General features: G+C 64.3%; 10 protein-coding genes. 3 read left to right on the top strand and 7 right to left on the bottom strand.

The window, feature by feature from the left end; all coding sequences use genetic code 11:
* Window positions 1-214 precede the first annotated feature (214 nt).
* The 7 genes from EJ073_RS27620 to EJ073_RS27590 all read right to left on the bottom strand — a co-directional run bounded on the left by EJ073_RS27620 (window position 215) and on the right by EJ073_RS27590 (window position 7,652).
* On the bottom strand, window positions 215-1,387 hold the full coding sequence (locus tag EJ073_RS27620) for an iron-containing alcohol dehydrogenase (RefSeq protein WP_126058388.1): 1,173 nt from the start codon (window positions 1,385-1,387) through the stop codon (window positions 215-217).
* 20 nt (window positions 1,388-1,407) lie between these two features.
* The gene (locus EJ073_RS27615) at window positions 1,408-2,847 is read right to left on the bottom strand and encodes an aldehyde dehydrogenase family protein (protein WP_126058387.1); all 1,440 of its coding nucleotides are present in this window, start codon (window positions 2,845-2,847) and stop codon (window positions 1,408-1,410) included.
* Window positions 2,810-3,229 carry a type II toxin-antitoxin system VapC family toxin gene (locus tag EJ073_RS27610; RefSeq protein WP_126058386.1) on the bottom strand — a complete coding sequence of 140 codons (420 nt, stop codon included), beginning with the start codon at window positions 3,227-3,229 and terminating at the stop codon, window positions 2,810-2,812. Before EJ073_RS27610 ends, EJ073_RS27615 begins: the two co-directional genes overlap by 38 nt.
* On the bottom strand, window positions 3,219-3,731 hold the full coding sequence (locus EJ073_RS27605) for a hypothetical protein (protein ID WP_126058385.1): 513 nt from the start codon (window positions 3,729-3,731) through the stop codon (window positions 3,219-3,221). Before EJ073_RS27605 ends, EJ073_RS27610 begins: the two co-directional genes overlap by 11 nt.
* Before the next feature lie 68 nt (window positions 3,732-3,799).
* The gene (locus EJ073_RS27600; protein WP_126058384.1) at window positions 3,800-5,170 is read right to left on the bottom strand and encodes a glutamine synthetase family protein; all 1,371 of its coding nucleotides are present in this window, start codon (window positions 5,168-5,170) and stop codon (window positions 3,800-3,802) included.
* An 87-nt stretch (window positions 5,171-5,257) separates the two neighbouring features.
* Window positions 5,258-6,814, bottom strand: a complete 1,557-nt coding sequence (locus EJ073_RS27595) for an amino acid permease (RefSeq protein ID WP_126058383.1) — start codon at window positions 6,812-6,814, stop codon at window positions 5,258-5,260.
* Between the two features lie 19 nt (window positions 6,815-6,833).
* Window positions 6,834-7,652 (bottom strand): N-formylglutamate amidohydrolase, encoded by an 819-nt coding sequence (locus EJ073_RS27590; protein WP_126058382.1) that lies wholly within the window; start codon window positions 7,650-7,652, stop codon window positions 6,834-6,836.
* 148 nt (window positions 7,653-7,800) lie between these two features.
* Between EJ073_RS27590 and EJ073_RS27585 the strand changes: the two genes are divergently transcribed.
* From EJ073_RS27585 to EJ073_RS27575, 3 genes are all read left to right on the top strand, one after another.
* Window positions 7,801-8,628, top strand: coding sequence for a MurR/RpiR family transcriptional regulator (locus tag EJ073_RS27585; RefSeq protein WP_126058381.1), 828 nt, complete (start codon window positions 7,801-7,803; stop codon window positions 8,626-8,628).
* A 170-nt stretch (window positions 8,629-8,798) separates the two neighbouring features.
* A complete protein-coding gene (locus EJ073_RS27580) occupies window positions 8,799-9,962 on the top strand; it encodes an efflux RND transporter periplasmic adaptor subunit (RefSeq protein ID WP_126058380.1) in 1,164 nt (387 codons plus the stop codon).
* Window positions 9,959-13,090, top strand: a complete 3,132-nt coding sequence (locus EJ073_RS27575; RefSeq protein ID WP_126058379.1) for an efflux RND transporter permease subunit — start codon at window positions 9,959-9,961, stop codon at window positions 13,088-13,090. Before EJ073_RS27580 ends, EJ073_RS27575 begins: the two co-directional genes overlap by 4 nt.
* Window positions 13,091-13,223 lie beyond the last annotated feature (133 nt).

Genomic DNA, 13,223 nt, shown 5'->3' with positions numbered 1-13,223 from the left:
ACGCCTGCGATGCGGTATCGTTTTCGTGTGACAGCCAGATGAAAGCTTTGTGAAACCGGCACGCCGCAGTACGAAAAAGTAAACTCTTTTTAACCGGTTGTAGCAATCGCTCCGCGATTATTTTTCCGGCTAAGCATTCCGCTCCTTGCCTTTTGCCCTATCCCCTTCCCTTTCCCCTCGTTTCAAGATCAATTTCCGGCGCCGCGATCGCCGCTCACACCGCGCCGGCGATGGCGTTTTCAAGCAGCGTGAGTGCCCCTTTCTTGGTCAGCTTGACCGGGTTGCCGCTGGCGGTCGGATCGACCACCGCCATGTCGGCGATCAGCCCCTTGCGCTTCTTGTCCATGTCGAGGCCCTTGATCAGGCCGGGCAGCGCATGCGGCACCTTGAGCTCCTTGCGCAGCTTGATGATCGCCTTGGCGAAACCGTCGAAGCCGCCCTTGATGCCGCAATAGGCGGCGAGCCGGGCGATGCGCTCGTCGATGGCGTCGCGGTTGAAGGCCAGCACGTAGGGCATGAACACGGCGTTGGTCATGCCGTGATGGGTGTCGTAGAGCGCGCCGATCGGGTGCGACAGCGAGTGGATGGCGCCCAGCCCCTTCTGGAAGGCCGCCGCGCCCATCGCCGCGGCGCTCATCATATGGGCGCGGGCGACCAGGTCCTTGCCGTTGGCGAAGGCCCTGGGCAGGTTCTCGAACACCAGCCGAATGCCTTCCACCGCGATGCCGTCAGCCATCGGATGATAGCCCGGCGCGCAATAGGCTTCGAGGCAGTGCGCCAGCGCGTCCATGCCGGTGCCGGCGGTGATGAAGCCCGGCATGCCGACCGACAGCTCCGGATCGGCGATCACGATCGCCGGCAGGAGCTTCGGATGGAAGATGACCTTCTTGGTGTGCGTCGCCTCGTTGGTGATGACGCCGGCGCGGCCGACTTCCGAACCGGTGCCGGCGGTGGTCGGCACCGCGATGATCGGCGCGATCGCGTCGGAATCGGCTCTCGTCCACCAGTCGCCGACATCCTCGAAGTCCCACACCGGCCGCGTCTGCCCGGCCTGGAAGGCGATCAGCTTGCCGAGGTCGAGCGCCGAGCCGCCGCCGAAGGCGATGACGCCGTCATGCTTGCCCTTCTTGAACACCGCGATCCCGGCGGTCAGGTTGGAATCGACCGGGTTCGGCTTCACCTCGGAAAACACGCCATACGGAACTTTGGCGTCGTCGAGAATCTTCAGCGTCGAGGCGACGACCGGCAATTTCGCCAGCCCAGGATCGGTGACGAAGAGCGGCTGCTTGATGCCTGTGGCTGCCAACACGTCTGGCAGTTCCTTGATGCGGCCGGCGCCGAAGCGGACGGTGGTCGGGTAGTTCCATTTGGAGATGAGCTTGGACATTGCTTGTCTTTCGAAAAAAATCAGATCGCTTCACGCAGGTGGAATGATTTCGGCCGGGTCAGATTGTCGTACCCTATGGCCGAGAGCGCCGCGCCCTTGCCGGTGTCCTTGACGCCGGTCCAGACCAGCGCCGGATCGAGATAGTCGCAGCGGTTCATGAATACGGTTCCGGTCTCGACGCGGTCGCCGATCGCGACAGCGCGTTCGGTGTCGCGCGTCCAGATAGATGCCGTCAGCCCGTAGGGACTGTCGTTCATCAGCGCGATGGCCTCCTCGTCGTTGCGCACCTTCATGATGCCGACGATCGGCCCGAAGCTCTCCTCGCGCATGACGCCCATCTGGTGGTCGACATTGGTCAGCACTTCCGGCGCCAGATAGGGCGAGCCTGCCTTGTCCTCGGCGACCTTCATGTTGACATGCGCCGTTGCGCCTTTGCGCAGCGCCTCGGCCTTCTGCTCGCGGATCAGGTCGGCGAAGCGTGCCTGCGCCATCGGCCCCAGCGTCGTCGCCTGCTCCAGCGGATTGCCGACGACATAGTTCCTGGTCTCGGCAATGAAGCCCTCGACAAACTCGTCATAGACCTTCTCGTGAACATAGACGCGCTCGATGCCACAGCAGCACTGGCCGGAATTGAAAAAGGCGCCGTCGACCAGATTGGCGACCGCATGATCCATCTTGGCGTCGGGCAGCACATAGGCCGGATCCTTGCCGCCGAGCTCGAGGCCGAGGCTCATGAAAGTACCGGCCGCGGCTTTCTCGATGGCGCGACCGCCTGCGACCGAGCCGGTGAAGTTGACATGGTCGATCTTGCCGGAGCCGAGCAGCTTCTCGGTCTGGCCGTGGTTCATGACCAGGTTCTGGAACAGGCCCTTGGGCAGGCCAGCTCTGTCGAAGGCCTGCTGAAAACGCTCGCCGACCAAAAGCGTCTGCGCCGCGTGCTTGAGGATGACGGCGCTGCCGGCCATCAGCGCCGGCACGATGGTGTTGACGGCGGTGAGATAAGGGTAGTTCCACGGCGCGATGACCATGACCACGCCGAGCGGCACCTTCTTCACATAGCGGCGGAAGCCGTCCTTCGGGTTGGAGGCCAGGACCGGCTTCAACGCCTGCTCGGCGATCTCGACCATGTAGTTGACGCGTTCCTTGACGCCGCCGAACTCGCCGCCATAGCGCACCGGGCGGCCCATCTGCCAGGCGATCTCCGGCACGATCTCGTCAGTCATGGCGACCAGCGCTTCGAGCATCGCCAGCATGTACTTGCCGCGCTCGACGACCGGTGTTTCGGCCCACTTCTCCTGCGCCGCCTTGGCGCGCTCGACCGCGGCATTGATCGCCTGGTCGGTGGCGATCGGCCGCTCCGCATAGATCGAGCCGTCGATGGGGGATTTGAGTTTGACCGTTTCCAAGAAGGCGTCTCCAAAATCAACAAGGGACTGTTTTGACAAAGCCGGCCGCGCCATAAGCAAGGATGGCGCGATCGCGGGTAATGATTGCGAGGTTCTTCGAGCGGGCAGTGGCTATGATGATCCGGTCCGTCGGATCGTTGTGAACGACGCCGGGCAGAAACGAGGACTCCACCAGAAGCTCGCTGTCGATCCCCTCGACGCTCGTCGCACCGGCTTGCACGAACCCTTCGAACCAACCGAGCGGCGACTTGATGAATGGAAGCCGGCCCTTCGACACAAGCATGCCGATTTCCCAAGCCGACATGATCGAAACGGCGATCACGTCGCCATTTTTTCGCGCACTGGTCACTCTATCAACAGCCGTTCTCGCAACCGGCTGCTCGGTCGACAGCCACAGCATGAAGCACGTGTCCAGCAACACTCCGTCAATCGTCATACACTTTGCCCCAGTCCGTATCCGCGGGAGCTGTGTAGTCGACGTCCGGAAGAAGCGTGAGCGTCCCGGCCATGCATCCAAACAACGGATCGGCGCCGCGTGGCGGCACGATATATTCCTCGTTCTCGCCGCTCATGTGCGGAGCATTATTGAAATCCACCTTGTCCTCGATGAAGCCGGGACGACGCCCCGAACTCCTTGCCTCGGTTAGCCCGCCTGCAGACTTGCCATATGCTTGACCACTTCCTTGCCAAGCATCTGCCTTAGAGCGTCGAAAGATCAGATTCTCGCCTGCGATGTTGACCGACTCCGTCTGGAATCCCGCAGCCAGCCATTCCTTTGTCATTGGATTGTTGCTGGGATTGTTGCTCCACCAGGCCGGATATTGCTTGGACGCCGGCAACTTCTCGCCAAGCAGCCTCTCGATGTCCTTGAACGACATCGGAATCCGTTCACGGGTCTGAGCCATGAGATACGTACGCAAAGGCGAATATTTTCCCATTTCGCGCTCCTTGAGCCTAACTGAGAAATTACAGCTTTAGTTAGGTTCAGTCAACGCGGATTACAGCTTTAGTATCGCTCGAACCCCCTGTGCAGTTCCCAATCCGTGATGCGGCGGTCGTATTCGAACTGCTCCCAGCGGGCCGTATGCACATAGTGTTCGACAACATCCTCGCCGAAGGCCTGCTTCAGCATCTTCGACTTCGACAGCGTCTCGGTGGCGTCGCGCAGCGTCTTCGGAATCTCCGGCAGGCGCGAGGCCTGGTAGGCGTCACCGACGAACGGCTTCTGCAGTTCCAGCTTCTCGTCGATGCCGGCAAGGCCGGATGCGATCAGCGCCGCGAAGGCGAGATAGGGGTTGAGGTCGGCGCCTCCTATCCGGCATTCCATGCGGATGCCCTTGGTGCCCTCGCCGCACAGGCGGAAGCCGGCGGTGCGGTTGTCCTCGCTCCACATGATCTTGGTCGGCGCGAAGGTGCCGGCCTGGAAGCGCTTGTAGGAATTGATGTAGGGCGCCAGGAACCAGGTGAACTCCTTGGCGTATTTGATCTGGCCGGCCGCCCAGTGCTGGCCGAGCGTCGACAACGTCCATTCGGCGCTTTTGTCGAAGAATAGGGGCGTCTTGCCGTCGGCGCTCCACAGCGAATTGTGGATGTGGCTGGAGTTGCCGGCGAGCCCGTAATTGTACTTGGCCATGAAGGAGATCGACTTGCCCTCGGAATCGGCGATCTCCTTGGCGCCGTTCTTCAGGATGACATGGCGGTCGGCCATATCGAGCGCTTCCGCGTAGCGCACGTTGATCTCTTCCTGGCCCGGGCCCCATTCGCCCTTGGAGTTCTCGATCGGAATGCCGGCGGCTTCCATCTCGTTGCGCAGCCGGCGCATCACGCCTTCTTCCTTGGTGGTGATGCCGATCTGGTAGTCGCCGATGTAGGGCGAGGCCGAGTCGAGGCCCTGCCAGTGCTTCTTGCGGGCGGAATCGTAGGTCTCGTTGAACAGGTAGAATTCGAGCTCGGAGGCGAAGTAGCCGATATAGCCGCGATCCTTCAGCCGCTTGACCTGCTTCTTCAGGATGGCGCGCGGCGAATGCGCCAGATCTTCATGGTCGTGGTGATCGAGCACGTCGCAGATCACCAGCGCCGTCTTTTCCAGCCACGGCAGCCGCCGCAGCGTCGCCAGGTCCGGCTTCATGACGAAGTCGCCATAGCCCTTCGACCAGCTTGCCGCCTTGTAGCCCGGCACCGGCTCCATATCGATGTCGCAGGCCAGCAGATAGTTGCAGCCATGCGTCTCGCCATGCGCGGAATCGACGAAATACTGGGCCAGGAAGCGCTTTCCCGCGAGCCGGCCCTGCATGTCGACGATGCAGGCCAGCACCGTGTCGATCTCGCCATTGGAGACCGCTTTCTTCAATTGATCGAACGAGAAATTTCCGGCCATTCCTTTGGCACTCCAGCGCTTGGTCTTTTGAGAGGGGGAACGAAACCATGGCCGGCGCCAGGCCGGCCATGGCCATGGAAATAGACGTCAGTGGCCGGTCTCGCCGACCGCCTGTTCGGCTGCCTTGATCGCTGCCTGGCGCGCCGCGATGATGTCGCCAAGCGGCGGGCCCTGGAAGCGGTTGCGCTCGAACGCGAACCACACGATCGCCGTCAGGATGAAGAAGCCGACGGTGATGTAGAGCGCCCAGTCGTTCGGCGGCTGGATGCCGATGACGAAGATCAGGATCATCGACAGAATGGAGAGGACGCCGAACAGCATGAAGATCGCACGCCCCATGTTCCACGGGCCCATCTTGTCCCACTTCGGCGTGCCCCAGGCCAGCATGCCGAGCACGATCGGCACGGTGAAGGAGAGGAACAGGAAGATGACCGTGCAGGACACCACGATGGTGTAGGCCGAGGTGCCGGCGACCGAAACCAGGGTCGAGCCCCAGACGAACAGCACCGACAGGATCGACGCCGTCCAGATCGCCGCCACCGGCGTGCGATAGGTCGGGCTGACCTTGGCGAGTGCCGCCGAACCCGGCAGGCCGCCGTCACGCGAGAAGGCGAAGATCATGCGCGAAGCCGAGGTCACCGTGGCCAGGCCGCAAAGCAGCTGGGCAACAAACACCACAAGGTAGACGAACTCCTTGATGCCGGGGCTGACACGCTGGTCGAAGGCCCAGAAGAACACGTTCCAGCCCTGCTTGGCGGCATCGTCCATGTTCGGGATCATCAGGATGAAGGCGGCCAGGAACAGGTAGCCGAAGACGGCCGACCAGATGACCGACATGACCATCGCGCGCGGCACGGAACTGGCCGCCTTGATGGTTTCCTCGGAGGTGTGCGCCGAGGCGTCGTAGCCGGTGATGGTGTAGATCGGCAGCAGCAGGCCGAGCGCGAACACCCAGGCGTTCGACACCGACGGCCAGACGCCGGCGCCGGCATCGCCCGAGTAGTTGTGGAAGGTGAAGAGACGGCTGACGTCCCAGGTCTCGGCGGCGGCAAGGCAGACGATCGCGATCAGGATCGAGCCAAAGAAGATGAGATAGCCGGAGAAGTCGGTGAGCTTCGCCGTCAGCTTGATGCCGAGATGGTTAATCAGTGCCTGGGCGCCGGTGATGATGATCAGGAAGATCATCTGGTTGGTCAGATTGCCTTCAATTCCCAGCGCCGGTCCGAAGGCGCCGACGAAGAAGGTCCAGGTGCCAACATTGATGGCGCCGAGCACAGTGATCAGGCCGAGCAGGTTGAGCCAGGCCGTCACCCAGCCGGTGCCGCGATTGCCGAGGATCGAACCCCAGTGGTAGAGGCCGCCGGCCGTCGGATAGGCCGAGCTGATCTGCGACATGGCGACAGCGAAGGTCAGCGACACGAAGCAGCCGACCAGCCAGCCGATGCCGATGCCGATGCCGCCGGCGCCGGAGGTGGCCTGCGCCAGCGAATTGATGCCGCCGGACAGGATGCAGATGATCGAGAACGAAACCGCGAAATTCGAAAAGCGGCTGAGGCGCCGCTCCAGTTCCTGGGCGTAGCCCATGCTGTGGAGGTGCTTTACGTCCTCCGCCTTATCAACTTCGGTATAACCCGGTGCTGTCATTTGAAGTCCCCTTTAGTTCTTAGCTGGCCGATTGTACTGACTTTCCCACTGCGCGTTGTCGGGAGCCGCTGGCCTCCTCGGGCTCCAGATCAGAAAAAATGCCGGTGAGCAGATCCGCCCATTTCCGCTGCCCGGCCTCGCCGGAGATTTCGTCGTTGCGGATTTCGATCATCGCGCAGGCAAGGCCGCGCGAGCGCGCATGCCGTTCCAGCGTGAAATAGACGCGGTCGGCCGGCGAATAGGGTTCGTTGATGCCGACGGTGACGCCGGCGAGCCGCTTGAGCGCCGCGATCAGGGGCACCGCCAGCCGGCGGTCCTCGTCATGGATGATGCCGATATGCCAGGGCCGGCTTTTGCCCTTGTAGACCGGCGTGAAGGAATGCACCGACACCAGCCGCGTTTCCCGTCCGCGCGCCAGCCGCTCGTCGATGATGCGCGCGATCGTGTCGTGGAACGGCCGCCACGACAGGTCGATGCGCCGGGCGCGCTGCTTGTCCGACAGACCGGCATTGCCGGGAATGACCGTGGTCTCGCTTATCGGCGGCACGAGGTCCGGCGCATCGAGCGGCCGGTTGCAGTCGATGACGAGGCGCGAGATGCCGGTCTCGACCAGCGTGGCGTCGAGCGCGGCGGCCATGCGGTGGGCGACCGGCAGCGCGCCGGGATCCCAGGCGATGTGCCGGGAAAGATCCTCCGCCGGCAGGCCGAGCGTGCCGAATTCGGCCGGCAGGAAGTTGGAGGCGTGGTCGCAAGTCAGAACAAACGGGCTCGATCCGCCGGGGTTGGTCACCCTCACGGTGTCAGGCTCTGCATGGCTGGAGGGCCGTGCTGTCTCCATAGTCCGTCGTCCCCTGGAGAGCGATGTACCGTATGTTACGTATTTTGTCTCATTGCGCCCTTGCGGATGATTTCATACAGTTTGTCCGGCTTTGTCAAACGCGATTTCGGGGAATAGCGTCGACCGGGCAAATAGGTGGGGGAAAACCATGATCTCCAGCATCGCCGAACTGATTTCCGACCGCATTGGCGCCATGCCGGCCGGCGAGCGGCGCGCGGCGCAGACGCTGATCGCCAACTATCCGTTGATCGGGCTGAAGACGGTTGCCGAATTTTCGGCCGCAGCCGGCGTGTCCTCGCCGACGATCCTGCGTTTCGTCGCCCGCCTCGGCTTCCAGAACTATCCGGAATTCCAGTCGGCGCTGCAGGACGAACTGGCGGCGCAATTGCAGTCGCCGGCGTCGCGCACGCTCAACCCGGCCTCGCCCGGCGGCGGCGCGGTGTCGCCGATGCTGGAGGCGACGCTCGAGAACATGCGCGAGACCTTCAGGCACCTGTCTGAGAAGCAGCTTGCCGACATCGGGGCACTGCTCGCCGCCAGGCGCGGCAAGACCTTCCTGATCGGCGGCCGTTTCACCGATCCGTTGGCGCGCTACATGGCCGCGCACCTCGCCATCGTCCAGCCGGACGTCTACCACCTCGCCGGACAGGAAAGCATCTGGCGCGACCGGCTGATCGACATGGGCAAGCGCGACGTGCTGGTGATCTTCGACATCAGGCGCTACCAGGACAGTCTGGTGCGCTTTGCCGAGACCGCGCATCAGCGCGGCGTTCAGATCGTGCTGTTCACCGATCAATGGCTGTCGCCGATCGCCCGCTTCGCCCGCCATGTCATCGCCGGACGCACCGCTGTGCCCTCGGCCTGGGATTCCTCGGCCGCCCTCTTCGTCGTCGCCGAGACGCTGATCGGCGCCGTCACAAGACAGCTTGAGGCTGACGGCGCCAAGCGCATCCGCGAGTTGGAAGGCTTGCGCTGACCTCCCGGTATCCGTGCCGGCGGCCGCCAACGTTACGCAGATTTAATGTGCATGGCAGCGGCAGAATTGCCATAAAGCCATGATATCGCGTGGCTTCGCACATTGCCGGGGTGCGTTGCTGCGTTTTTTGCTTGGGGAAACCTGTAGACGTTTTGCCGACCGGAGTGCCGATGGCCGCCTGGAAACAGATCGTTTTTGCGCTTGTGATCCTGGTGGCCGCCGCGGCCGCCTGGATAAGTTTTTTCCCCGGCGCGCATGAGGTGCTGGCACGCTGGGGTATCGAATGGGCCGACGCCGCGACATCGGCACAGACGACCGGCGCCGTCGACGCGGCGAAGCAGGCAAGCAGCCGCGACAGCAACCGACAACCGGCGAATGTCGTCGCGTTGCCGGCGAGCACGGCCGCCATCAACGACCGCCTGCAGGCGATCGGCACCGGCCGAGCCAACGCCTCGGTCACGGTCAACCCTTACAGTTCCGGCCGTCTCGTCGAATTTCTGGTCGCCTCCGGAACCCATGTCGACAAGGGCCAGGTCATCGCCACCCTCGATTCCGACACCGAGGTGATTGCCGAGGACCGCGCCAAGGTCGGCCTGCAGGACGCTCAGGACAAGCTCGACCGGGTGAAGTCGCTGCGCGCCTCGAATGCCGCGACGCCGGTCGCCGTCGCCGATGCGGAAGTGGCGCTGGCCAACGCCAAGCTGGCGCTGCGCGACGCCGAGCTCGCCCTGCAGCGCCGCTCGATCGTGGCCCCAATTGCGGGCACGGTCGGCATCCTGCCGATCTCCGCCGGCAATTACGTGACCAGCCAGTCGGCCATCGCCACGCTCGACGATCGCTCCTCGATCCTGGTCGACTTCCTGGTGCCCGAGCGCTTCGCCGCCGCCGTCAAGGTCGGCGCGCAATTGTCGGCGACGCCGATCGCCAATCCGAGCCAGGCCTACACCGGCACCGTCTCGGCCATCGACAACCATATCGACGAGGCCAGCCGCACGCTGCTGGTCAAGGCGACAATCGCCAACCCGGCGGATTCGCTGCGCGCCGGCATGTCGTTCCAGATCAGCATGAAATTTCCGGGCGACTCCTATCCGGCGGTTAGCCCGCTGGCCATCCTGTGGGGTTCCGACGGCGCCTATGTCTGGGCGGTCGCGGACGGCAAGGCCAAACGCGTTCCCGTGCGCATCATCCAGCGCAACACCGAGACAGTGCTAATCGACGCGCCGATCGTCAGCGGCGACATGGTGGTGACCGAAGGCACCCAGAGCGTCAGCGAGGGCGGCGAGGTCCGCATCGCCGGCGAGCAGCAGCGCGCCGCCGAAGCTGACAGCCCATGAGCGGCGGCGCCAACACCGCCAGCGAGAGCGGCTTCACCGCGCTGTTCATTCGCCGGCCGGTCATGGCCCTGGTGCTGAACACACTGATCGCGGTCGCCGGCCTTGCCGCCTTCTATGGCGTCGAGATCCGTGAACTGCCGGATGTCGACCGTCCCGTCATCACCGTCAGCACCACCTTCGAGGGCGCCGCAGCCGAGACCGTCGACCGCGAGCTGACCGACACGATCGAGGGCGCGGTCGCGCGCGTCTCCGGCGTCAAGTCTATCTCGTCGACTTCCTCCTTCGGCAACAGCCGTGTCACCATCGAGTTCAACGACGGCGTCGATCTCGACGTCGCCGCCTCCGATGTGCGCGACGCCGTCAGCCGCATCTCCAACCAGATACCGGACACGGCCGACACGCCGCGCATCGTCAAGGCCGACGCCAATTCCGAGCCGGTGATGCGGCTGGCGGTCACCTCCGACACCATGTCGGTGCAGGACATGACGGTGATCGTCCAGGATCAGATCGAGGACGAGCTCGCCGCCGTCCCGGGCGTCGCCGACGTCCAGGTTTCCGGTGAGCGCGACAAGATCTTCCGCATCGACGTCGACCAGAACAAGCTCGCCAGCCACGGCTTCACCGTCGCCGATCTCCGGGCCGCGCTCGCCTCGGTCGCCTTCGATTCGCCGGCTGGCTCGATCACCACCACCAACCAGGATCTGATCGTGCGCACCACGGCCGACGTGACGACGCCGGAGGAGTTCGAGAACATCATCATCGCCGGCAAGACGCGCATCCGCGACGTCGCAACCGTCACGCTCGGTCCCGATGTCGGCCAGACGGCGCTGCGTTCGGACGGCAAGACCGGCATCGGCCTCGGCATCATCCGTCAGGCGGAATCGAACACGCTGGACATCTCGACCGGCGTCAGGGCGGCCGTCGCCAAGCTGCAGGAGAACTTGCCACAGGGAATGTCGATCAAGGTCACCAGCGACGACGCGGTCTTTGTCAACGGCGCCGTGCACGAGGTCGAGATCGCGCTGGCGCTCTCTGTCTCGATTGTGCTGATCGTCATTTACGCCTTCCTGCTCGACTGGCGCGCAACGCTGATCCCCGGCCTGTCGATGCCGGTCGCCATGATCGGCACCATCGCCGCGATCTATCTCGCCGGCTTTTCGGTCAACATCCTGACGCTGCTGGCGCTGGTGCTGGCCACCGGACTCGTCGTCGATGACGCCATCGTCGTGCTCGAAAACATCGTGCGCCGGCGCAACCAGGGCATGGGGCCGCGCGCGGCGGCCGTGCTTGGCGCGCAGGAGGTCTTCTTCGCCGTCATCGCCACCACGCTGACGCTGGTCGCCGTCTTCGTGCCGATCTCTTTCCTGCCCGGCCAGACCGGCGGCCTGTTTCGCGAATTCGGCTTTGTGCTGGCGATGTCGGTGCTGCTGTCCTGCGTGGTCGCACTCACCCTTTGCCCGATGCTCGCCTCGCGCATGCTGTCCAGCGCCTCGCTCCACCATGAAGGCGGCAAGGGCATCGGCGCCCGCATCGGCGGCGCGCTGAACGCGACCTACCGGCGCTGCCTGCATGCCTGCCTCGGCGCGCCGTGGCTGGTGGTGCTGGTGGCGCTGCTCTTCGCCGGCATCGCCTTCACCCTCTTCGGCACCATCCGCCAGGAGCTGACGCCGAGCGAGGACCGCGCCGTCGTCTTGTTGCGCATCAGCGCCCCGCAAGGCGTCAGCCTCGACTACACGACCGAGCAGATGCAGAAGATCGAGAGGCTGATCCAGCTGCTGCGCGAATCCGGCGAGATCCGCAGCACCTTCGAAAACGCAGGCCAGAACGGCGCCTACAACTCAGGTTTCATGGTGATGACGCTGGCTCCGTGGGACGAACGCGCGCGCAGCCAGCGGGAGATCGTGGCCGAGATCAGCCGATTGACAAGGCAGGTGCCGAGCGTGCGGGTGTTCCCGGTGCAGCCCAACAGCCTTGGTATCCGCGGCGCCGGCAACGGCCTGCAGTTCGCGCTGGTCGGCAACGACCGCAAGGCGCTCGGCGAGGCGGCGGGCAAGGTCGTCGCCGAGATGCAGAAGGACCAGCGCTTCCAGTCGCCACGGCTCTCCGTCGACCCGACCCAGCCCCAGCTGGCCGTGGCCATCGACCGCGAGCGCGCCTCCGACCTCGGCATCGACATCACCGGGCTGGCCGACACATTGCAGGCCATGCTCGACGGCAACGACGTCGTCGACGTCTATATCGCCGACCGCAGCTATGGCGTGAAGCTGGTGTCGACGACCAACCCGATCAACGACCCGACCGACCTCGAGAACATCTTCGTTAAGACCGGCGACGGTCGCTTCCTGCCGATGTCGACCATCGCGACGCTGACCGAACGCGCCGTGCCGCCATCGCTGACGCGCGAGCAGCAGCAGCCGTCGGTCGCTATCACCTCGAACCTGTCAGGCGACTTCGCGCTCGGCGACGCGCTGAGCCGCGCCGAGGAGATTGCCACGCCGCTCTTGCCGCCGGGCAGCCGCATCCTGCCGCTCGCCGAGGCGGCGACGCTGGGCGAGACCAACAGCGCCATGATCACCATCTTCGGCTTCGCGCTGGTCATCATCCTGCTGGTGCTTGCCGCCCAGTTCGAAAGCTTCGTCAGCGCCATCATTATCATGGCGACGGTGCCGCTGGGCCTCGCCTGCGCGATCTTCGCCCTCCTGCTCTCGGGAACCAGCCTCAATGCCTACAGCCAGATCGGCCTGGTGCTGCTGGTCGGCGTCATGGCCAAGAACGGCATCCTGATCGTCGAGTTCGCCAACCAGCTGCGCGATCGCGGGCTCGGCGTGCGCGAGGCGATCGAGCAGGCCTCCATCATCCGCCTGCGCCCGGTGATGATGACAATGATCTGCACCGTGCTCGGCGGCGTGCCGCTGGTGCTGGCCGTCGGCGCCGGCGCCGAGGCGCGCATCGCGCTCGGCTGGGTGATCGTCGGCGGGCTTGGCCTTGCCACCGTCTCGACCCTGTTCCTGACCCCGGTCGCCTATCTGCTGCTCGGCCGCTTCGTTACGCCGAAGACGCATGAGGAAGCACGGCTGAAGCGCGAGCTGGAGGAAGCCGCCTACACCAACGTCGAGCCGGCGGAGTGATTAGCCCTCCTCGCCCCGTCATTATACGGGAAGAGAATGCCGGCAGGCAGGTGAGGGGCGGCGCCAAGCTTGCGAAATTGCGGACGACAGAGACCGGCGGCAGCACGGCCAATCGCGAGCCGTCGGCGCCGCC

Origin of the sequence: Mesorhizobium sp. M4B.F.Ca.ET.058.02.1.1, assembly GCF_003952505.1 — a bacterium.
GTDB lineage: Bacteria > Pseudomonadota > Alphaproteobacteria > Rhizobiales > Rhizobiaceae > Mesorhizobium.
Note: the sequence above shows the minus strand (reverse complement) of the source record. Positions and strands in the feature narration are given on the sequence as shown.